The 21,889-nt window shown below is 35.7% G+C and carries 23 protein-coding genes and 1 pseudogene; 21 read left to right on the top strand and 3 right to left on the bottom strand.

The genetic code is table 11. The features are described from left to right. Positions 1-311 precede the first annotated feature (311 nt). Entirely contained in the window at positions 312-1,577 is a 1,266-nt protein-coding gene (locus tag TJ68_RS01860; RefSeq protein ID WP_040928425.1) for a replication-associated recombination protein A, read from the bottom strand. 70 nt (positions 1,578-1,647) lie between these two features. Between TJ68_RS01860 and TJ68_RS01855 the strand changes: the two genes are divergently transcribed. Further along, the gene (locus TJ68_RS01855) at positions 1,648-2,061 is read left to right on the top strand and encodes an RrF2 family transcriptional regulator (RefSeq protein ID WP_040928424.1); all 414 of its coding nucleotides are present in this window, start codon (positions 1,648-1,650) and stop codon (positions 2,059-2,061) included. Between the two features lie 24 nt (positions 2,062-2,085). On the opposite strand, the gene TJ68_RS01850 is transcribed toward TJ68_RS01855, so the two are convergent. Both TJ68_RS01850 and TJ68_RS01845 read right to left on the bottom strand, forming a co-directional pair. Then, positions 2,086-3,765 carry an ABC1 kinase family protein gene (locus TJ68_RS01850; protein ID WP_040928423.1) on the bottom strand — a complete coding sequence of 560 codons (1,680 nt, stop codon included), beginning with the start codon at positions 3,763-3,765 and terminating at the stop codon, positions 2,086-2,088. A gap of 199 nt (positions 3,766-3,964) precedes the next feature. Then, positions 3,965-4,969, bottom strand: coding sequence for an LLM class flavin-dependent oxidoreductase (locus TJ68_RS01845; RefSeq protein ID WP_040928422.1), 1,005 nt, complete (start codon positions 4,967-4,969; stop codon positions 3,965-3,967). Between the two features lie 142 nt (positions 4,970-5,111). On the opposite strand from TJ68_RS01845, the gene TJ68_RS01840 reads away from it, so the two are divergent. The 20 genes and pseudogenes from TJ68_RS01840 to TJ68_RS08870 form a co-directional block, all read left to right on the top strand. Further along, positions 5,112-6,224 carry a cysteine desulfurase family protein gene (locus TJ68_RS01840; protein WP_040928421.1) on the top strand — a complete coding sequence of 371 codons (1,113 nt, stop codon included), beginning with the start codon at positions 5,112-5,114 and terminating at the stop codon, positions 6,222-6,224. Between the two features lie 14 nt (positions 6,225-6,238). Further along, the gene (gene mnmA / locus TJ68_RS01835; protein WP_040928420.1) at positions 6,239-7,345 is read left to right on the top strand and encodes a tRNA 2-thiouridine(34) synthase MnmA; all 1,107 of its coding nucleotides are present in this window, start codon (positions 6,239-6,241) and stop codon (positions 7,343-7,345) included. Beyond that, on the top strand, positions 7,342-7,986 hold the full coding sequence (locus TJ68_RS01830) for a tetratricopeptide repeat protein (protein ID WP_040928419.1): 645 nt from the start codon (positions 7,342-7,344) through the stop codon (positions 7,984-7,986). Before mnmA ends, TJ68_RS01830 begins: the two co-directional genes overlap by 4 nt. Then, a complete protein-coding gene (recD2, locus tag TJ68_RS01825) occupies positions 7,986-10,352 on the top strand; it encodes an SF1B family DNA helicase RecD2 (protein WP_238316009.1) in 2,367 nt (788 codons plus the stop codon). The genes TJ68_RS01830 and recD2 overlap by 1 nt, the downstream gene beginning before the upstream one ends. A gap of 221 nt (positions 10,353-10,573) precedes the next feature. Continuing rightward, positions 10,574-13,201 carry an alanine--tRNA ligase gene (gene alaS / locus TJ68_RS01820; protein ID WP_040928417.1) on the top strand — a complete coding sequence of 876 codons (2,628 nt, stop codon included), beginning with the start codon at positions 10,574-10,576 and terminating at the stop codon, positions 13,199-13,201. Positions 13,202-13,261: 60 nt separating this feature from the next. Further along, positions 13,262-13,525 carry an IreB family regulatory phosphoprotein gene (locus tag TJ68_RS01815; RefSeq protein ID WP_040928416.1) on the top strand — a complete coding sequence of 88 codons (264 nt, stop codon included), beginning with the start codon at positions 13,262-13,264 and terminating at the stop codon, positions 13,523-13,525. Next, positions 13,518-13,940 (top strand): Holliday junction resolvase RuvX, encoded by a 423-nt coding sequence (gene ruvX, locus TJ68_RS01810; RefSeq protein ID WP_040928415.1) that lies wholly within the window; start codon positions 13,518-13,520, stop codon positions 13,938-13,940. Before TJ68_RS01815 ends, ruvX begins: the two co-directional genes overlap by 8 nt. Before the next feature lie 12 nt (positions 13,941-13,952). Then, a complete protein-coding gene (locus tag TJ68_RS01805; RefSeq protein ID WP_040928414.1) occupies positions 13,953-14,261 on the top strand; it encodes a DUF1292 domain-containing protein in 309 nt (102 codons plus the stop codon). 52 nt (positions 14,262-14,313) lie between these two features. Further along, positions 14,314-15,438 (top strand): endolytic transglycosylase MltG, encoded by a 1,125-nt coding sequence (gene mltG / locus TJ68_RS01800; RefSeq protein ID WP_040928413.1) that lies wholly within the window; start codon positions 14,314-14,316, stop codon positions 15,436-15,438. A gap of 93 nt (positions 15,439-15,531) precedes the next feature. Continuing rightward, entirely contained in the window at positions 15,532-16,140 is a 609-nt protein-coding gene (locus tag TJ68_RS01795) for an O-methyltransferase (RefSeq protein ID WP_040928412.1), read from the top strand. A 12-nt stretch (positions 16,141-16,152) separates the two neighbouring features. After that, positions 16,153-16,632, top strand: coding sequence for a transcription elongation factor GreA (greA, locus tag TJ68_RS01790; RefSeq protein ID WP_040928411.1), 480 nt, complete (start codon positions 16,153-16,155; stop codon positions 16,630-16,632). Continuing rightward, the gene (locus TJ68_RS01785; protein ID WP_081643636.1) at positions 16,625-17,323 is read left to right on the top strand and encodes a 5'-methylthioadenosine/adenosylhomocysteine nucleosidase; all 699 of its coding nucleotides are present in this window, start codon (positions 16,625-16,627) and stop codon (positions 17,321-17,323) included. Before greA ends, TJ68_RS01785 begins: the two co-directional genes overlap by 8 nt. 176 nt (positions 17,324-17,499) lie before the next feature. Next, entirely contained in the window at positions 17,500-18,030 is a 531-nt protein-coding gene (locus TJ68_RS01780) for a YqeG family HAD IIIA-type phosphatase (protein WP_040928410.1), read from the top strand. Continuing rightward, positions 18,031-19,134, top strand: coding sequence for a ribosome biogenesis GTPase YqeH (yqeH, locus tag TJ68_RS01775; protein ID WP_040928408.1), 1,104 nt, complete (start codon positions 18,031-18,033; stop codon positions 19,132-19,134). 1 nt (position 19,135) lies between these two features. Beyond that, entirely contained in the window at positions 19,136-19,933 is a 798-nt protein-coding gene (gene aroE, locus TJ68_RS01770; protein ID WP_040928407.1) for a shikimate dehydrogenase, read from the top strand. Next, on the top strand, positions 19,930-20,223 hold the full coding sequence (gene yhbY, locus TJ68_RS01765) for a ribosome assembly RNA-binding protein YhbY (protein ID WP_040928406.1): 294 nt from the start codon (positions 19,930-19,932) through the stop codon (positions 20,221-20,223). Before aroE ends, yhbY begins: the two co-directional genes overlap by 4 nt. Then, a complete protein-coding gene (gene nadD / locus TJ68_RS01760) occupies positions 20,220-20,783 on the top strand; it encodes a nicotinate (nicotinamide) nucleotide adenylyltransferase (protein WP_040928405.1) in 564 nt (187 codons plus the stop codon). The genes yhbY and nadD overlap by 4 nt, the downstream gene beginning before the upstream one ends. Next, positions 20,776-21,334 (top strand): annotated as a pseudogene (gene yqeK / locus TJ68_RS01755) (bis(5'-nucleosyl)-tetraphosphatase (symmetrical) YqeK). Before nadD ends, yqeK begins: the two are co-directional and overlap by 8 nt. 14 nt (positions 21,335-21,348) lie before the next feature. Next, on the top strand, positions 21,349-21,684 hold the full coding sequence (gene rsfS, locus TJ68_RS01750; protein WP_148449606.1) for a ribosome silencing factor: 336 nt from the start codon (positions 21,349-21,351) through the stop codon (positions 21,682-21,684). After that, on the top strand, positions 21,659-21,889 hold a 231-nt coding region (locus TJ68_RS08870), incomplete at its 3' end, for a methyltransferase domain-containing protein (RefSeq protein WP_148449604.1). The genes rsfS and TJ68_RS08870, both read left to right, overlap by 26 nt.

Genomic DNA, 21,889 nt, shown 5'->3' with positions numbered 1-21,889 from the left:
CTAAAAAAACGAAAACAACTAAAAAAGCAAATTAATAATAATATTTTAATCTAAAAAACGAGTATCTAGCTGGTGCTCGTTTTATTTGTTTAAATAACTGAGTGTTCTTTAACGTAAAAGGGATTTGCGTAAAATTGTTTTTAATCTTTTGATATAAAGCGGATTTGTGTAAAAGGATAAGTCGATACGTTAACACAAATGCCCTAATCGTTAAATTATCGAGATCGTCGTTGACGTAAAAGCGATTTGCGTAAAATTAAAACGTCAATCACATATAAAAGGCGAGTATCTAGATGATACACGCCTTATTTTTATTTCACGAACGGTTTTAATTTCTCGTATGTCTCATTTAAATAACTTTCATATTTGGATGATCCCGTATCTTTAAAGTATTGTTTTGATTTTAAACTGTCTGGTAAATACTGCTGTTTCACGACGTGATTGTCGTAGTTATGCGGATATTTATATCCGATTGCACGACCGAGTTCTTTTGCGCCTTTATAATGACCGTCTTTTAAATGGTCTGGTATGACGCCGATATGTCCTTTTCGTATATCTGATAAAGCACTGTCGATACTTTTGATTGCTGTATTCGATTTTGGAGAGAGTGCTAAATCTATAACTGCTTGTGCGAGAGGGATTCTCGCTTCCGGGAATCCGAGTCGTTCTGCTGCGATGATCGCATCTAGCGTGCGGCTTGGAAGTTGCGGGTTACTTAGCCCGATATCTTCATAACTAATGACGAGTAGTCGTCTTGCAATTGTAACGAGATCTCCTGCTTCTATTAGTCGGCCTAGATAATGAAGTGCAGCATCGACATCACTCCCACGTATTGATTTTTGAAAAGCACTCATTACGTCGTAGTGTTGATCGCCGTCTTTATCGTGCAAGAATTGACTATGTTGCATCGTATCTCTCGCGTCTTCAAGTGTAACGTGAATCTCTTTATTAGTGTCGCTTAATACGGCAAGTTCTAGGCCGTTTAATGCACTTCTAATATCGCCATTTGCTGCATGGATAAAGTGCTCTAAAGCATCATCTTCTACGGTTACATTTAAATTACCAAGACCACGCTCTTTATCGTTTAAAGCGCGTGTGAGTCCAGTTTTAACATCCTCATCTGTTAACGGATGCAGTTCAAAAATTTGTGTCCTAGAGCGAATTGCAGGATTAATGACGTGGTACGGGTTTGACGTCGTCGCACCGATTAAAACGATTTTTCCGCTTTCTAGATGAGGAAGTAAAAAGTCTTGTTTTCCTTTATCGAGTCGGTGGATCTCATCGAGCATTAAAATCACGCTACCACTCATGTCTGCTTCAAAAACAATTTGTTCCATATCCTTTTTAGAGCTAGACACTGCGTTTAACGTTCTAAATTTATATTTAGTACTGCCAGCTAATGCGTTAGCAATACTCGTTTTACCTATACCTGGGGGACCGTAAAAAATCATCGATTGTAGTCTTTTAGCATTTACCATTCGTCTGATAATTCCTTTTTCTCCGACGAGATGCTCTTGTCCAAGTACTTCATCGATTGTTTTTGGTCTCATGCGAAAACTTAATGGTTCATTTGACATTAGATTTTTCACCAACTTTTTCGTTATAATTATAATCATAACATAAGAGATATGACTAAGAGGTGATGACGTGAAGATATCAACTAAAGGGCGCTACGGATTATATTTTATGAACGTCCTCGCATCTGAGTATGGAGTTAAAAAGCGTTCAGTGAAATCTGTCGCGACTGAAAGAGGAATAAGCGACTTATATTTAGAACAAATCGTCGCTTGTTTAAAAAAAGCGAATTTAGTAAAAAGTACGCGCGGAGCGTACGGTGGTTATGAGTTAAATTATCCGCCAGATGAAATTACAGTGCTCGACGTATTCCAAGCTGTCGGAGAAAATATAATCGCAATAGAGTTAGATGATAAAGACACGAAAAACGAGAGGTTTTTGTGGAAGAGAATACGAGATGCGTCACACGACGTGCTGCGTCATACGACGTTACATGATCTTGAGAATCAATCAGACGAGTTTGATGATTATATGTTCTATATTTAAACACCTCCCATTTGGGAGGTGTTTTCACATTCGTCCACTTTTAAATATCGTAAATATTAGCCAAGAGAACATCGCAATTGCGAGTATCGTACCGAGTTCTATCACCGGGAATTTGTAGAGTATCGATCCTTGACCAAGTAGTGAAGATCCGACTATGATTCCAGCCATTAATATAGAAAGTGACATTAAGACGATTGAAAAAGAAATTCTATTAATCGTACGGTCTAAATGTCTTCCGATACTTTTTTCTTCCTTAAGTTCTAAACTGATCGGTAATCGTCTAGTACTTAAACCTTTTGTAAATTGATGGATGTTTGTTACAGAATCTTCAACGATATCTGTTAACAGAATCCAGTCTTCAAACTTATCTTCTGCAACGCGTTTAGGGTTTAATCTTTGAAGTAATAACTTTTTACCAAACGGCTCAGCGACAGATAATATGCTGTAATCTTTATATAAAATTTCAATGTTACCTTCTAACGTAATTAACGTTTTAGCAAGTAATGTAAAGTCTTTTGGTAAATGGATATGGTATTTATTTGTAATTGTAAATAAGTCTCTAACCGCATCTCCAAATTCTAGGTCTTTCAGCGGAATATCATAATACTTATCTTGCATAAGCTCTGCTTCTTCGTATAAGTCATCGACATTTACGTCATCTGGTACAACACCCATTTGTATAATTGAACGTACAACTTTCTTAGAATTCTTTTGCATTAAACCAATGAGTAGGCTTCCGAAGTTTTGTTTAACGTTATCTGTCAGTTTTCCGACCATACCAAAGTCGATAAAACCAAGCGTACCATCGTTTAAAACGATGATGTTCCCAGGGTGAATATCCGCATGGAAAAATCCATGTTCAAATATTTGTGTGAAAATTGTACGCGCAAATGTATCTGCGAGTTGATAACGGTCAAAACCTTTTTGCGAAAGTTCATCGACTTTACGAATTGAAATCCCTTCAAAGTATTCCATCGTCAAGATCGTTTTGTTTGATAACATTTCATAGACGTGTGGGAATTTGACGTCCTCTGAATTTTTAAACTGACGTTCAATACGATTAATGTTTCTCGCTTCTAACGTATAATCCATTTCTTGAATAATGGCAGTGGATAACTCATCGACAATATCTGTGACTTGATATTGTTTCGCCCATTTAAAGTTCTTTTCAGCAACTTGTGCGATCGTTTTAAGTATTTCTAAATCGATACGAATATTTCTTTCAATGTTTGGTCGTTGAACTTTAATCGCAACGACTTCACCAGTTTTTAACACTGCTCGGTGGACTTGTCCAATCGACGCTGAACCGAGTGGTTCATCTTCAAATATTAAAAATGTGTCTTCGATTTTAATATCTAATTCTTGTTCGATTAACTCTCTTGCGATTTCGCTAGAAAATGGAGGTACATTACTTTGAAGTTTTTCTAATTCTTTAATGAATGACTCCGGTAATATATCACCACGCGTACTCGCGATTTGACCGAGTTTAACGTATGCAGGTCCTGCTTCTTCTAGAAATAATCGAATACGTTCTGCGATTGTTTTATCTTCTTCTTGTTTTTGGCTTTTATTAAATAATCGACTCGGTAAAGAGAGTAACTTATCTAAGCCACTTTCTTCGATAATAAACCCAAGTCCAGTTTTAGAAAACAAGATGGCAATTTCTCTAAAACGGTTAATATATTTAAATTGATTACGTATCATAATGATCCTTCCAATCTAAAACGAGATGATGAAACGCTAGAAGAGTGCTAAAATAAGAGTTAACAATAATTACTATAAGAATAGGTGAAAACATTGCGTGAACTATTATTTTTAATTGCACCGATATTAATTATTCAAGTCATATTTTTTAGTGGTTTAATTTACTATATTTTATCAAAAAGAAAGCAATAAGATAGTCTTATTGCTTTTTATTATACTCTATAACGACGTCTTCAAATAATTGATAGCTCTTTATAAAAGCGTCTGTATCATAAATCGCAGTAGATGCGATGATTTCGTCGACGTCGAATTTATTTTGAAATGCTTCTAGGTCTTTAAGTGCTTGCTCTTTATCGCCGAGTATTTGAACTGGGAATTGATTGAGTATGATTTCTTTATGTTGCATTGACCAAATCTCGTCCATGTTTGTAACGGGTTGTTTCATCGGACCACGGTGATGTGTGATCATTCCGTAAACATTTTGATAATGGCTCGTTACGACGTATTCTGCTTCTTCTTGTGTGTCTTGAACGATGACGTTTAAGCACGCCATTTTATATGGTTCTTTTAATTGCTCACTCGGTGTAAAGTTGCGTTCATATATTTCAAATGCTTCTTCCATCATTGCTGGTGCAAAATGTGCAGCGAACGCATATGGCAGTCCTAAACGTGCGGCGATGTACGCTGAATCAGTTGAACTTCCTAAAACATATAACGGGATATTTGTGTTTAAACCTGGGTTCGCGATGACTTGCGACTCTTTATCAGATAAAAAGAATTGTAACTCACGAATTTCTTCTTCAAAGTCAAAGATACCTTGATGGTTACCACGTCGAATCGCGTTTGCTGTTACTTGATCTGTTCCAGGTGCTCTGCCAAGACCAATATCTAAACGGTCTCCAAATAATTCGTACATCGTACCGAATTCTTCAGCGACAATATACGGTGTATGATTTGGTAACATGACGCCGCCACTTCCGACGCGAATTCTTTTAGTATGTTGTAACGTGTACTGAATGAGTTGTCTTGTCGCACTAGATGCGATAGATTTCATATTATGATGTTCACTGATCCAGTAACGTTTATAACTAGAATCATCTAATGCTTCTGCTAAGAGACGCATACGTATAAATGCGTCTTTTGAATCGTATCCTTCACGCACATAGACTAAGTTTAATACTGATATATTTACTTGTTTACTCATTAAATCTCTCCTTTTTATATACTCTATAACTTACAAGACTTGTCGTAATTTATCTAAAGAAACGACTCAGAGCAGTCGACTATATTTATAACGTTAAAAATGGTAAAATCTCTACTGAACTAAGTTTTAAAGGAGAAGTGTTATGGCTGTTTATTTAGATTATGCTGCAACAACACCAGTCGATAAAAAAATCATCAAAGGAATGCTAGAGCATTCTAATATATATGGAAATCCGTCAAGTATTCACCGAATCGGTAAAGAAGCTAAGGCGTTTTTAGAAGAGAATCGACAAAAAATCGCTGAAGCAATCGGTGCAAAACCTGAGGAGATTATATTTACGAGTGGTGCAACAGAGTCTAACAACTTAGCCATTCGAGGGACACTCTCTCACTTTAATAGAGAAGTTAATGTAATTACGACAGAAGTAGAGCATATGTCGATATTAGAAACGGTTAAAGGGTTAAAAACACATGTAAATTATGTACCTATTCAAGAAAATGGTCTCATAGATTTAAACGAATTAAATAAGGAAATCGATGAAAATACAACGCTCGTTTCATTACATTACGTCAACAACGAAACAGGTGCGATTCAACCAGTAAAAGAGATTAAAGAAAGACTACCAGAAGGCGTGCTACTTCACATCGATGCTGCACAAGCAGTCGGTCACGTAGACGTGAATGTCGACGATTTAGGTGTGGACTTAATGAGTATGAGTGGTCATAAATTATATGCACCAAAAGGTGTCGGAGTATTATATGTAAGAAGCGGCACGCACTTACACGCACAACTCGTCGGTGGTAAACAAGAAAGGGAACGCCGTGCAGGTACTGAGAACTTGCTTTACAGTTACGCGATGAGTGAAGCTGTAAAAGAAGCGGTTCAGTTAAAAGATGAAAGAAACAGCGTGATTTTATCTCGTAAAGAAATACTCATAGATGGCTTAAACGAAGCGGGCGTTGAGTTTAAAGTAAATGGTGATTTAAACAGTCAATCACCTCATATTTTAAACATTTACGTTCCGTTTTCTGAAACAGAACTTTTACTGACTGCGCTAGACATAGAGGGCATTTATATATCAGGTGGTAGTGCATGTAACGCTGGAACTGTAACACCGTCACACGTTATTACAAAAATGTATGATGAAAACCGCGCGGCACATTCACTTAGAATTAGTTTTAGTCATTTAACGACTGAAGATGATATTGATAAAACGATAGAAGCATTAAAGAAACTATATGAACGATTAAAATAAAGGATTGAATAGAAATGAAGAGAAAAGAAGATACGACAGTCGTCGTTGGAATGAGTGGAGGCGTAGACTCTTCAGTAACAGCGAAACTGTTAAAAGACGAAGGGTATAACGTCATCGGCATATTTATGAAAAACTGGGATGATACGGATGAGTTTGGTGTTTGTACAGCGACAGTCGATTATGAGGACGTCAGAAAAGTCGCTGAACAAATCGGTATACCGTACTATTCAGTCAACTTTGAAAAAGAATATTACAATAGAGTATTCGAATACTTTTTAGAAGAATATAAACGTGGACGTACACCGAATCCAGACGTCATGTGTAATAAAGAAATTAAGTTTAAAGCATTTTTAGATCACGCAATGAAACTCGGTGCAGACTTTGTAGCAACAGGGCACTATGCGAGAGTGAATCACGACGGTGAAGTGACGATGCTTAAAGGTGTCGACGACAATAAAGACCAAACATACTTTTTAAACCAATTAACGAAAGAACAGTTAAGTAAAACACTATTCCCGTTAGGTGAAATTGATAAAAAAGAAGTTCGTGCACTCGCACATAAATTTGATCTCGCAACGAAAGATAAAAAAGATTCCACAGGAATTTGTTTTATCGGAGAAAGAGATTTTAAAACATTCCTTTCAAATTATTTACCAGCTAAACCAGGAAAAATAATCGACATGGAAACTGGCGAAGAAAAAGGCAAACACGACGGAATTATGTACTACACAATCGGTCAACGCCAAGGTTTAGGAATTGGTGGACCGGGTGGACCATATTTTGTCGCAGGTAAAAACTTAGAAACGAACGAATTATACGTCGTTACTGGATTCCATAATGAGAAATTATACTCAACGAGTCTTATCGCTGAAGACGTTAACTTCATTAATGATATGCCCGACGAATTTGGTGCAAATGCGAAGTTTAGATATCGCCAAGCGGATAGTGCCGTATCTGTTAAGAAATTAGATGAAAATAAAATTTTAGTAACGTTTAAAGCACCACAGCGCGCAGTCACACCAGGTCAAGCAGTTGTATTATACGACGGTGACAGAGTAATTGGTGGCGCGACGATTGACGAAGTGTTTAATGGTGAAGAGAAACTGGAGTATTTAGCATGAGTTTTAAATACGAAGATTCTATTCAAGCAGGCGATTACGAAACAGCGTTAAAGAAAATTTTTGATTCTATTGAAGAGGATCCGACAAATCCGGCGCACTATATTAACGGAGGTTCTGTTCTATATAACATCGGTAAACTCGAAGAGGCGAACAACTTCTTACTAAAAGCAATTGAACTGGATAAGAATAATTCTGCGGCATATTTTACACTCGGTAATATGTATTTTAATGAAGGCAAATATAGAGATGCACGTACGCTACTCTTAAGTATTTACGATACGTTTAATGATGATAAGGACATTAACTATTTACTCGCGATGACGCATGTCCATGAAGGAAATTTAAGTATGTCTATTCCGTTTTTTGAAGCGATGTATGAAGCGGATAAAGAAGACTATGAACTCGTATTTCAATATGCGTTAACACTTTGCCAGCTCGGCTTACTCGATCAAGGTGAAATTTTACTTACGAATATTACGGACAAATACGATTATGCCGACGCAGAATATAACTTAGGACTTATTAAATGGACAAAATATGACGATAAAGATGCAGCAAAAAGACATTTTGAAAAAGCAATTCAAATCAAACCAGACCATATACTTGCACATAACGGCATAAAAAATATAAACGAGGGATAATGATGACACAATTGACGATAGAAGATGATTTATTCGTTACTGGAACTGTCGACAAAATAATATTTCATAATGATGATAATCACTTCTACGTCATGCGTGTCTTTATCGAAGAAACGAACACAGAATTAAAAGAAGAGACGATCATCACTGGGAATTTTCATCATGTCGATGAACATGAAACGTACACATTTACAGGCGAAATTGTCGAACATGCACGGTTTGGTAAACAGTTTAGTGCACGGCAAATTAAAAAGAATGTCCCGCAGACAAAAGAAGGAATCATACAATACTTATCTGGTGAAAAGTTTAAAGGTGTCGGCCAAAAAACAGCAGAAAACATCGTAAATACGCTCGGTGACAAGACGTTAGAACTCATATTAGAAAGCAAGTCGAATTTAGACCGAGTAAAGGGTCTGACAAAAGAACGAAAAGAAACAATATACCGAACAGTCGTTGAAAACGAATCGACGACGCGTGCGGATTTAATGATGATTGAGCTTGGTATTGCACCTTCAAAACGCGCTAAAATTATCGATACATATAAAGAAGACATATTAAATGTTCTACAAAATAATCCATACAAGCTCGTCGAAGACATATTCGGTATCGGATTTAAAAAAGCGGACGAAATCGCAATTAAAGCAGGTATCGAACCAAATTCAACCGAAAGAATCGATGCAGGAATTAAATACGCATTAGAGACAGAGTTAAATGAAGTCGGACATACGTACGTAGAGTTAAATGATTTAATTGACCTATCTTTAAATATATTAAATGACCGTTCGATTTATTTTTCAGCATCTGATATTCATAAACGTATTAACGAGCTCGCTGAAAAAGACGAATTAGTAATAAGGGACAATAAAGTGACGTTAAAATTGTTTTTTATTAGCGAACGTAAATCTGCTGAAAAAGTTTATGGACTTAGTCAACTAAAAGTAGAATCGTATAGTAATTCTCGTATTGAAACAGTGATCTCACAAGTCGAGAAGTCGTTAGAAATTACATTTAATGATGAACAACAAAAAGCAATAAAGCATGCGATTCTTAATCCGATATCTGTCGTAACAGGTGGACCAGGTACAGGGAAAACAACAATTGTTTCAGGCATTATTGAAGTATATAGGATTCTACATAATATAGATAAATTTATCGACTTTGAAGGTGAAGAGTATCCAATAAAGCTTGCCGCACCAACAGGACGTGCAGCAAAACGTATGAAAGACGCCACAGGTATAGACGCGTCGACAATTCACCGATTAATTGGATATGGTCGTGATACTGAAGAAACAGATATATTAGACAATATTATCGATGCAGATTTAATAATCGTCGATGAGATGTCAATGGTCGATACGTGGTTGTTTTATCAGTTTGTTAAAAACGTATTGCCAGAAACGCAAATCGTCTTCGTTGGAGATGACGCACAGTTACCGTCAGTCGGTCCTGGAACAGTGTTTAAAGATTTAATAGAATCACAATGTGTGCCCGTAACAATTTTAAAAAAGATATACAGGCAAATGGAATCGTCCTCGATTATCCAACTTGCGTATCAAATTAACAATAACTTGCCAGTAAATGTTTTAGAGAGACATCCAGATCGTACTTTTTTCCAAACGGACGCGAGTGGCATTGTAAATATTGTAGACATCGTCGTAAAAGGTGCAGTTAAAAAGGGGTATACGATGCAAGATGTTCAAGTGCTTGCACCGATTTATAGAGGGCCTGCCGGTATAAATGTGTTAAATCAAACGATTCAAAAAGTATTAAACCCTCCAAGTGAAGATAAAAAAGAAGTCGAGTTTGGAGATAAAGTTTATAGAGAAAACGATAAAGTCATTCAACTTGAAAATCGTCGTGAAGATAATGTGTTTAATGGTGACAGTGGGATTATTACCGAAATTACTTATCGAGACGATAAAACGGGCACAAAAGAATCGATTACAGTAGACTTTTTAGGTCAAGAAATCGTATATGAACGTAAAGATTACTCAGAGTTATCTCACGCATATTGTACGAGTATCCATAAAGCACAAGGCAGCGAATACCGAATCGTTATTATGCCAATCGTCAGACAGTATTATCATATGCTACAAAAGAACATTATTTATACTGGTATAACGCGTGCAAAAGAATCCCTCGTATTATGTGGTGAACCGGATTCCTTTATCCATGCAATTAACCAAGAAGGTATCGAACGTCAAACGATGTTAAAGACGTATTTAAAAGAAATGTTTAAACAAACAGATATAAAAGAGACAGTTGAAGAAACAGATAATCATATATTAACGATGGAATTAATCATGCAAAAAAGAATCGACCCGATGATTAATATGTCAGGTGTTTCACCGTATGATTTCAATTGACTTTAAGACGTATAATTTTTATAATTATACTGATATTAGAACATTTTATTCGATGAAAATACAGAAACATTGCGGTAGATGAGAGCAATGCATCGAACTATGTGCACACAACTATATACTTAAAGTGATGAATAACATTCATAATTTGGGTGGTACCGCGGATAGAATTCGCCCCTTTTTAATAAGGACGAATTCTATTTTTTATTTTAGGAGGAATTATTATGAAACAAATTTCAACAAACGAACTGCGTCAAATGTTTTTAGATTTTTTCGAAACAAAAGGCCACAGCATTGAACCGAGTAGAAGTTTAGTACCGGTTAATGACAACACATTATTATGGATCAACTCAGGTGTTGCAACGTTAAAGAAATATTTTGATGGAACTGAGAAACCAAATAATCCGAGAATCGTGAACGCACAAAAGTCGATTCGTACGAACGATATTGAAAATGTTGGTTTTACAGCGAGACATCATACGTTCTTTGAAATGCTAGGTAACTTTTCAATCGGTGACTATTTTAAAGAGGAAGCAATTGAATTTGCTTGGGAATTTTTAACGAGTGACAAATGGTTAAACTTTGAAGTAGATAAATTATACGTGACGATTCACCCTGAAGATGATGAGTCATATCATATTTGGAAAGAAAAAATTGGTATTGAAGAAAGCCGAATTATTCGTATTGAAGGAAACTTCTGGGATATTGGTGAAGGACCATGTGGACCAAACTCTGAAATATTTTACGACCGTGGTGAATCATATGAAGGAGATACACCAAGAGAAGAAATGTATCCAGGTGGAGAAAACGAACGTTACTTAGAAATTTGGAATTTAGTATTCTCTGAATTTAACCATAATAGCGATCATTCATATACACCACTTCCAAGTCAAAATATTGATACAGGACTCGGACTTGAAAGATTATCGAGTGTAATCCAAAACGTACCAACAAACTTTGATACGGACGTATTTATTCCGATTATTAATGAAATTGAGAAAGCTTCTCGTAAAACTTATCGTGATAACGATAAGGATGACGTTGCGTTTAAAGTTATTAGTGACCATATCCGTACAGTTGCGTTTGCGATTGGTGACGGGGCACTACCAGGTAACGAGGGGCGCGGATACGTGCTTCGAAGACTCATTCGTCGTGCAACGCGTTACGCAAAAGAACTCGGCATTAACGAAACTTTCTTATATACACTCGTCGATGTTGTTGACGACGTTATGAACGCGTTCTATAAAGAAATTGGTGAAAACAAAGACTTTATTAAAAAAGTAATTCAGCAAGAAGAATCAAGATTTTTACAAACGCTTGACGAAGGCATTGAAATTTACCGTACAGTAAAAGAAAAAGCATTAAAAGAAGATAAAGTAATTAGTGGTAAAGATGCGTTTAAATTATATGATACGTTCGGATTTCCTGTTGAAATGACTGTAGAGTACGCAGAAGAAGATGGGCTTGCTGTTGATCTTGACGGGTTTAAAGAAGAAATGGAACGACAAAGAGAACGTGCACGCGCTGCGCGTAAATCTTCTGAATCGATGAACGTACAATCAGAAACGTACCAGAAGTTAGATAAGGAGAGTATCTTTACAGGGTATACTCACTTAAATGAAACTGCTGAACTGCTTTACATCGTTTCAAATGATGAAGTTGTCAATCATTATGACGGAAGTAATGACGTCGACGTCATTTTTGATAAAACCCCGTTTTACGCAGTGAGTGGTGGACAAGTTGCAGATGTCGGTGTCATTAAAAATGAACACGGTACAATGGAAGTTAAAAATGTATATAAAGGACCAAACGGACAAAATATCCATACAGTAGCTGTTACTGAAGGAGTCATCGCAACAGGTGAAACATATGAGTTAACAGTGGATCGTGAAAGCCGTAACTTTATCATTAAAAACCATACCGCAACACATTTACTACACCAAGCATTAAAAGACGTCGTTGGAGAGCATGCGAATCAAGCAGGTTCACTCGTTGAAAAAGAACGTCTACGCTTTGACTTTACACATCTTGAAGGTCTTAAAAAAGAAGAAGTAAAAGAGATTGAACGTATCGTAAACGAAAAAATCTTTGATTCACTTTACGTAGACATTAACGAGATGCCAATTGAAGACGCAAAACGTAAAGGAGCAATGGCATTATTCGGTGAAAAGTATGGAGATATTGTAAGAGTTGTTGATATCGATCAGTATTCCGTTGAATTATGTGGTGGTGTCCACGTTAAAAACACATCCGAAATTGGACTCTTTAAAATCATTTCAGAAAGCGGAATCGGTGCTGGTGTAAGACGTATTGAAGCAGTCACTTCAAAATATGCGGTTGAATATTATGAAGATAAAGACAACGTACTTGAAGACGTAAATACGCATTTAAAAGTAAAATCTGGAAATACAATTTCTAAACTTGAACAATTACTTGAAGAAAAGAAGCAACTAGAGAAAGAAGTAAAGTCATTAAAATCAGAACTTCAACAAGATGCATTATCTGATTTAACAGATGCAACGTTCGACATTAACGGATTTAATTTAATTGCGACTGAAGTTTCTGTTGATAGTGTGAAAGAATTACGTGAGACGATGGATGTTATTAAATCTAAAAACCAAGAAAGCATTATCGCACTCACTTCAAATGTTGACGGCAAAGTATCGATGATCGTTACGGTGCCTAAAGATAAAACATCAGTCGTAAAAGCTGGAGATATTATGAAACAAATGGCTGAAGCAGTTGACGGTAGAGGTGGTGGTCGTCCGGACATGGCACAAGGCGGCTGTACGAACACTGAAAATATGTCAGAAGCTTTACAAATCGTTAAAGATTATCTAAATGGTTTTTAATAATATAATAATTTGTTATACTAACACTATCTAACTTTAGTAGTCGAGGAGTGTTACTGCATGGATAATTTAAATAAGACAATGAAGTTTAACATTGAAGAAGCACAAAATGAGAATATCAAGAACGTCCTTTCGAATGTATATAAAACACTTGAAGAACGCGGCTACAATCCTGTAAACCAAATTGTAGGATATCTACAAAGTGGTGACCCGGCATTTATTCCGCGCCATAACGAAGCGAGAAACCAAATTCGTCATATTGAACGTGACGAGATTATGGAAGTGCTCGTGAAAAGTTACATTACACGTGAACTCAATGAGTAAAACACTTGGGTTAGATGTAGGTACTAAAACGATTGGTGTTGCAGTGAGTGATAGTTTAGGCTGGACAGCACAAGGGTTAACAACTTTAAAGGTCGACACGGCACAAAATGATTTTGGCCTAAATGAACTAGCAAAAATTATTAAAGATGAAAATATTACGACGGTTGTCGTCGGTTTACCAAAGCACATGAATAACTCAGTCGGTGAAAGTGGCGAACGTTCGATTCATTTTTCTGAACTTTTAAAAGAAAAGTTTCCGACAGTTCAAGTTGAATTGTGGGATGAACGACTCAGTACGATGGCCGCAGAACGCACGCTTCTTGAAGCGGATTTATCGAGAAAAAAACGTAGTAAAGTGATCGATAAAATGGCTGCAGTATTTATATTACAAGGGTACTTAGACCGATTTAATTAAAGGAGAATATTAATGTCAAATGAATTTGAATTAAACACAGATGATGAGTTAATGACGCTTGTCGATGAAGAAGGTAATGAAACACTTTATAGAAAATTAATGGAGTTTCATCATCCAGGATTTGACAAAACTTACGTAATTGTTGCAGAAGAAAGTAACTATAGCTCTGAAGATGATGACGAGCAAATCGAATTAATTCCTATGATTGCTGAACCTTTAGACGATGGTGAAAATTACCGCTTTGCACCAGTTGAATCTGATGAAGAGTGGGACATGATTGAAGAAATCGTAAACACAAACTTTGACGATATTGAAGAATAATTAGAATTGCTTCCGTGAATTCGGGAGCAATTTTTAAAAATAAGGAGAAATTATGACAAACAATGATGATTTAAGATTTTCAAAAAACGTATCATCTTATGTTTCGGTAATCATCGTCCTTGCGATTATTGCAATGCTCGTTTTAGGAGCATTGTTTGGTGTGTTTTACATTAAGCAAGGTATGAAGCCGTTAGACAAAGATTCAACCGAGGTCGTACGAGTTGAAGTTCCAGCAGGTTCTTCATCGACTGATATTAGTAATATGTTAGAAGAGAAAGGGATTATTAAAAACAGTAAGTTTTTTAAACTTTACTTAAGACTTAATAGTATTTCAAACTATCAAGCGGGAGAATTTGAACTTTCGCCTTCTATGGATTATGAAACGATCGCAAAAACATTAGAAACTGGTGTGTTGTACGAAGAGGTGCAATATAAATTAACAGTGCCTGAAGGGTATACTGTTGATGAAATTGGAGATCTCGTACAAGAAGTACTACCAGTTGAAAAAGATGAGTTTATAAACTTAGTTCAAGACAAAGAATATTTAAAAGAGTTGCAAAAAGATTATAGAGACATGTTAACGGATGAAATATTTGATGAAGATATTAAATATCCGCTCGAAGGGTACTTATATCCAGCGACTTACGATATCACTGAAGAGCAGCCGGATTTAGATAAGTTAGTGCGTCAAATGTTAAATGCGACACGTAGTAATACGTTTAACTTATATAAATCTGTCACATACACTGTGAACTATGAAGGAGAAAATGAAGAGTTAACATTCCATGAGTTCTTAACATTCTCTTCACTTGTAGAAAAAGAAGCGACGAGTTTAGCTGATCGCGCTAAAATTACGAGTGTGTTTTTAAACAGAATGGCTGAAAATCCTTCGATGCCTCTTCAAACAGACCCGACTGTTTTATACGCAAAAGGCATTCATAAAGAAGTCGTCTTATACGAAGATTTAGAAGTCGATGACCCGTTTAACACATATATTCATAAAGGCTTAACACCAGGACCAATCGGTGCACCTGGAACTGAGTCCGTTCAAAGTGTATTAAATCCAGCGAATACGAACTACTACTACTTCTTAGCTGATAAGGATGGAGTTAACCATTTCGCTGAAACATATGAAGAGCACCAAGAGAATCGTGAAAAGTATATAGAAGGTGACTGATTTCGCTTTCGCTTTTTAAAACTTTATGTTAATATCTAACTAATATCTACAACTGGCATTGATTTGCCGGTTGTATATTTTTGTGGTGAAAACATGACTATAGAAGAATATTTAAAACAATTGAACACAAAAACTGAGTTGTTTCAAGACGTTTATGAGTACGCAGTAAATAATCGTGTACCGATTATCGATAGCGATGCACTGACTGTATTAAAACAACTCATTCAATTAACACGTCGTAAAAAAATACTAGAAATTGGAACAGCAATCGGATATAGTGGACTCCATATGCTCAGTGTCGACGAAGATATTACATTAACGACGATTGAGAAAGATGAAGCATCATATGACATTTCAAAAGAAAACTTTTTAAAGCATGGTGTAAGTGAAAGAGTGAATGGAATACTCGGTGATGCAAAAGAAGTTGAATTAGATGATACATTTGATTTGCTTTTTATCGATGCATCGAAAGGTAATAACAAACACTTCTTTGAAAAGTACAGTCCACTACTTACGGATGATGGTATTATCGTTGTCGATAATATATTATTACGTGGTCAAATTGTAGAAGAGAATCTACACAGTAAAAATAAAATTAAACTACGTGATAAAGTACGTCAATTTAACGAATACATTTATGAAAACTATCCGTCTGCCTCTTATTTAAATGTCGGCGATGGACTATTAATTATAAGTAAATAACGGAGTGAAAACATGGATTTAAATAATAAAGAATACCCAATGACACAAGAAGGATTTGACAAACTTCAAGAAGAACTCGATCATTTAAAAACAGTAAAACGACCTGAGGTCGTAGAAAAAATTAAAGTTGCACGTAGTTTTGGAGACCTTTCTGAGAACTCTGAGTACGATGCAGCAAAAGATGAACAAGGTTTCGTTGAGCAAGAAATCTCTAAAATTGAAGAGATGATTCGTTACGCTAAAATTATCGAAGAAAACGTCGATAATACAGAAGTTCAAATTGGTAAAACGGTAACATTTAAAGAGTTACCAAATGGACCTGAAGAATCGTATAAAATCGTCGGTTCTGCAGAAGCAGATCCATTTGAAGGTAAAATTTCAAATGAGTCTCCGATTGCGGGCGCATTAATCGGCTCAAAATTAAACGATGAAGTAAACGTACCACTTCCAAACGGTAACGAAATGAAAGTGAAAATCGTTAAAATTGACTAATACAATTGGTATTATTGGAGCAATGCAACCGGAAGTAGAGATATTAAAAAATGACATGGACATTGAACGTACTGTTAATATTGCTCACGTTGAGTTTTATGAAGGTACGTTACAAGATAAAAATGTCGTTCTCGTTGAAAGTGGGATTGGTAAAGTAAATGCATCGATTATTACAGCGTTATTAATCCAAACTTTTAACGTAGATATGATCATTAATACTGGTGTTGCAGGTAGTTTAGCTGAAGAACTCGATATTTTAGATATGGTCATAAGCAGTCATACTGCGCATCACGATGTTGAAGCGACAACATTTGGTTATGAAATAGGGCAAGTACCATCAATGCCACTCAACTTTGAAGCAGATACGCGCTTTATTGAAGCTGCGAAACTTGCACTTAATGAATACAATAAAATCAACTATACAGTTGGTGAAGTCGTTAGTGGCGATCAATTTATCGATACTGATGATAAAAAACAAACGATTTTAAATGCGTTCGGTAATGCAAAAGCAGTCGATATGGAATCTGCTGCGATTGCACAAACGTGTTATCAATTTAAAACACCGTATTTAATATTACGTTCGATGAGTGACAAAGCAGATGGTTCAGCGGATATGAACTATGATGAGTTTCTTAGAAAAGCTTGTATTCACTCATCTAACACGGTAAAATTAGTATTAGAGAAACTGTGATTCGGAGGGGTAAAGTAATGCTATTTCTTATGGTTTTTGCCTTAATTGTAACTACAATTGTTGGTTTCTTTATTTATAAAGAAACTGAAGTTGAACACACACAAGGAATTGAAGAGTAATTGATACGGCGCCTTTTTTGGGCGCTTTTTATTTTTAAAAATTAAGAGGTTAATGATATGAAAACTGTGTTAAAAGAATATTTTTTGCCAAGTGATTACGTCAATCGTTTTACTGACATCACATCAGATTATTTAAAATCACATGACAAAACTGCAGTGATGATTGACTTAGACAATACACTCGTCGCTTTTGATGATCCAGATATTAACGATGAAGTCATCGAATGGATTGAAACGTTACAAGAAGACGGTATTCAAGTTCTTATTCTATCTAACGGAAGAAAAAATAGGGTCGAACGCTTTTGTAAAGAGTCAGATTTAAAATACATTCATACAGCGAGAAAACCGGCAATGAGAGGATTTCATAAAGGTATTACAAAGCTCGGTGTGAAAAAGAAAGCAGTTGTAATGATTGGAGATCAAGTGATGACGGATGTACTTGGTGCCAATAGAACTGGAATCGATAGTATTTTAGTGTTACCTGTAAAAGAGAAAGACGCATTTGTTACGAAGTTTAACCGCCGTATGGAACGACGTATTATGAAATGGATAGCTGATGAGGACTTACTAAATTGGAGGAACTATTAAATGACTGAATATAAATGTATCGGCTGCGGCGCAGTACTACAGTCTGAAGATGAAAATGAAAGCGGGTTTGTACCAAAAAGTCGTATTCACGAAGAAGATGTCATTTGTAGACGTTGCTTTCGTTTAAAAAATTATAATGAGACACCTGACGTCAATATAGAATCCGGTGAATTTATGACGATGTTAAACTCGATTTATGAAAAAGACGGAGTCATCGTTAAAGTAATCGATGTATTTGACTTTGAAGGTAGTATTATTCCATCGTTTAACCGTATCGTTGGAAATAAGAAAATTATCGTTGCGGTAAATAAAATTGATCTTCTTCCTAAATCTACTAATGTGAGCCGATTACTGAATCGTCTTAAAAAGATGCTTGCAGATGAAGGAATAATTGCCAATGAAACAGTCGTTGTGTCAGGTGCAAAAGGTTTTGGATTAGATGATTTGCTCGAACAAATCAATCAATATAGCACAGGTAAAGATGTATATGTAGTTGGTACGACAAACGTTGGTAAATCTACTTTAATTAATAAATTAATTGAAGCAACGACAGGTGAAAAAGAAGTGATCACGACGTCTAATATTCCTGGAACGACACTTGGTATGATCGATATACCTCTTGGAAATAATCAGTTTATGTATGATACACCTGGGGTTATTGCAAAAAGTGCGATGAGTTCTGTGTTAACTCTAGACGACGTAAAACATATTATGCCTAAAAAAGAAATTAAACCACTCACATATCAATTAGACGAAGGACAAACTTTATTTGTTTCAAACTTGGCACAAATAGATTTTGTAACAGGTAATCGATCTAGTTTTACAATATATCGTAGTGATAAGCTTGTCGTTCATCGTACGAAACTAGATAATGCAAAAGAATTTTATCGTAAGCATTACAGTGGATTACTTGCACCACCAGAATTAGAGTCTCCTATATTACTTGATAATAGTGAGACATATACATTTAAAACAGATGTTCGTAGTGATATTTTAATTAGTGGATTATGTTTTATAACAGTGGATAAAGACATCACAGTAAACGTTACAGTACCTAAAGGTGTAAAAGTGATTGCGCGCCAAACGGTATTTAAGGATAAGTAAAATGAACTATGCAGTCATTGGTTATCCAATACATCATACGTATTCTCCACTGATTCATAATACGAATTTTAAAAAGAACGATGATCCATTAAACTACGGTAAATTAGAAATTACACCTGAGCAACTAAAAAACATTAATATGATTATGAAAAAAGAAAATCTTCTAGGGATAAACGTGACGGTACCTCATAAAGAAGATATTATCCAATATATAGATTATATTGACGGTCATGCGAAGGAAATTCAGGCAGTAAATACAGTTAAACGAGTAGATCATAAATTATACGGGTATAATACAGATGTATCTGGATATAAACAAACAATTATTGACAACGATATTAAACACGATAACGTTTTAATACTAGGTGCGGGTGGTGCGTCTAAAGCAGTATGTCTTGCACACCTTGAGCTCAGTTCTAAAGTGACAATTGTTGCGCGCAGTAAAGAGAGTTTTCAAAGTTTTAGAACTCGTGATTTTACAGCGTTAACAATTGATGAGTTTCAAGGTGGCACGTTTGATATCGTTATAAATGCAACACCACTCGGCTTAAATAGCGAAGATGCTTTTCAAACGTTTAAACTAAATAAACTATCCAATATAGATAGTGCAGTCGGCTATGATCTAATCTATAATCCTTCAGTCACTCCTTTTATGACATATTTTAAAACGTCATTTAATGGGCTCGATATGCTCGTAAATCAAGCGATGATGTCATATGAAATATGGACAGGAAAAGTAGGAGACAGAAAAGAAGTAAAGTCAGTATTGCGAACGTATTTAAAGGAGAATAATGGATGACATTAACTGGTAAACAAAAAAGATATTTAAGAAAACTTGCACATGATTTAAAACCGGTCTTTCAGGTCGGTAAATTAGGTGTCACTGAAGAGTTCAACGAACAAATTTCCGATTACTTTAATAGTCACGAACTATTAAAAATTTCTATACTTCAAAACTGTCCGTACGACAAAAAAGAGGTCGCTGAGAAAATAGCGTCTGGTACAAACAGTCATTTAGTTCAAATTATCGGTAGTATAATCGTTTTATATAAAGAGAACAAAGAAGAAAAGACGATTCAATTACCATGAGAAAAATCGGAGTGTTTGGTGGGACACTAGACCCGATTCATATCGGGCATACTCATTTAATCGTTGAAGCAAAACGTCATTTTGATTTAGATGAAGTAATTATCGTCCCAGCATTTCAATCACCACATAAAGAGGACCGTCCGATTCACGAGTCGGACCGCATAAAAATGATTGAGCGTGCGACAAAAGAGTTAGACTTTATTTCTATTGAAATGTTCGAACTTGGACATAAAGGTAAAAGTTATACGTATGATACGATGTGTTATTTAAAAGAAAAATTCCCGAATGATACACTCTATTTTATTATGGGAGAAGATCAGTTTCACGCATTTGATAGATGGTATAAGCACGAGGAACTACTTGAAATTGCGCAGTTTATCGTATTAAAACGTACGATGGATCAGACAAATATTACTGCACCATTTCTAACAGCAACAGTACCTGTAATTGAAGTGAGTTCTAGCGAAATACGTAAACGTATCGGAAATGACGATTATTATAGTCATCTCATTCATAAGGACGTTTATGATTATATTAAGGAGCACGAGCTATATGAATGAGCTTGAAGCAAAACAACTCGTACAAGAAAAGTTGCCTGAAAAGCGATTTGCACATTCCGTGCGTGTCGCTGAAACGGCTGTTTTAATGGCACGACTATTTAAAGCAGATGAAAAGAAATGTCATCTTGCTGGTCTTTTACATGATTACTGTAAGTATGACGACATAAATGATATGCAAGAAATCGTTAAAGAGAATAGTTTAGATGACGAACTACAACTATACACGAGTGCGATTTTTACATGGACCTATTGCAGCATTTTTAATGGAAAAAGAGTTTAATATTCACGATGAAGAAATTCTTCTCGCTATTAAAAATCATACGTCTGGTCGTGCAGACATGAATTTAGTTGAAAAGATTATTTTTGTCGCAGATTATATTGAACCAGGTCGAACAACTCCTGGTGTTGAAGACATTAGAGATATCGTATATAACGATTACGATTTAGAACGTGCGGTATTTGAAATTACGAGAAGAAATATCTGTTATTTAGCAGAACAAGGTGTAAAAATTTATAGTAAAACGTTTAAGTGCTATAACTATTATAATTAAAAAGGATGGATACTTTGGAAAGTAAAACATTATTAGATTTAGCAATTGATGCAGTCGATGGTAAACGTGCGGAAGATATTCGAGTATTTGATGTTAGAGAATCGAGTACAATTGCGGATTACGTATTCATTTGCCACGGATCATCAGACCGTCAAGTAAAAGCAATTGCAGGTGCTTTAGAAGCACTTACAGAAGATAACGATCTCCAAGTTTCGGTTGAAGGATCGCGAGAAGGTAAATGGATTCTAGTCGATTTAGGGGACGTTATCGCACATATCTTTACAAAAGTAGAGCGTGAGTACTATAACTTAGAGCGTCTATATTATGATGGTGAAGCGGTTGAGCTCTAAGTATGAGGCGTTTAGCTATTTATATGAAGCTATGAATTATGACATCCCATACAGTTTATGGATTGATATTATAGAACCTTATAACAAAAACACGTCAATTCTAGATGTTGGATGTGGTACAGGTGAAATTTTAAAACAGTTAACTGCATCTAAAAAGATAGGGATCGATAATTCTGAAACGATGATTGAAATCGCCACGAGAAAT

Source organism: Nosocomiicoccus massiliensis (assembly GCF_000438455.1).
GTDB classification, from domain to species: Bacteria; Bacillota; Bacilli; order Staphylococcales; family Salinicoccaceae; genus Nosocomiicoccus; species Nosocomiicoccus massiliensis.
The sequence above is the reverse complement of the archived record's forward strand: the minus strand, read 5'-3'. Positions and strand labels throughout refer to the sequence as shown.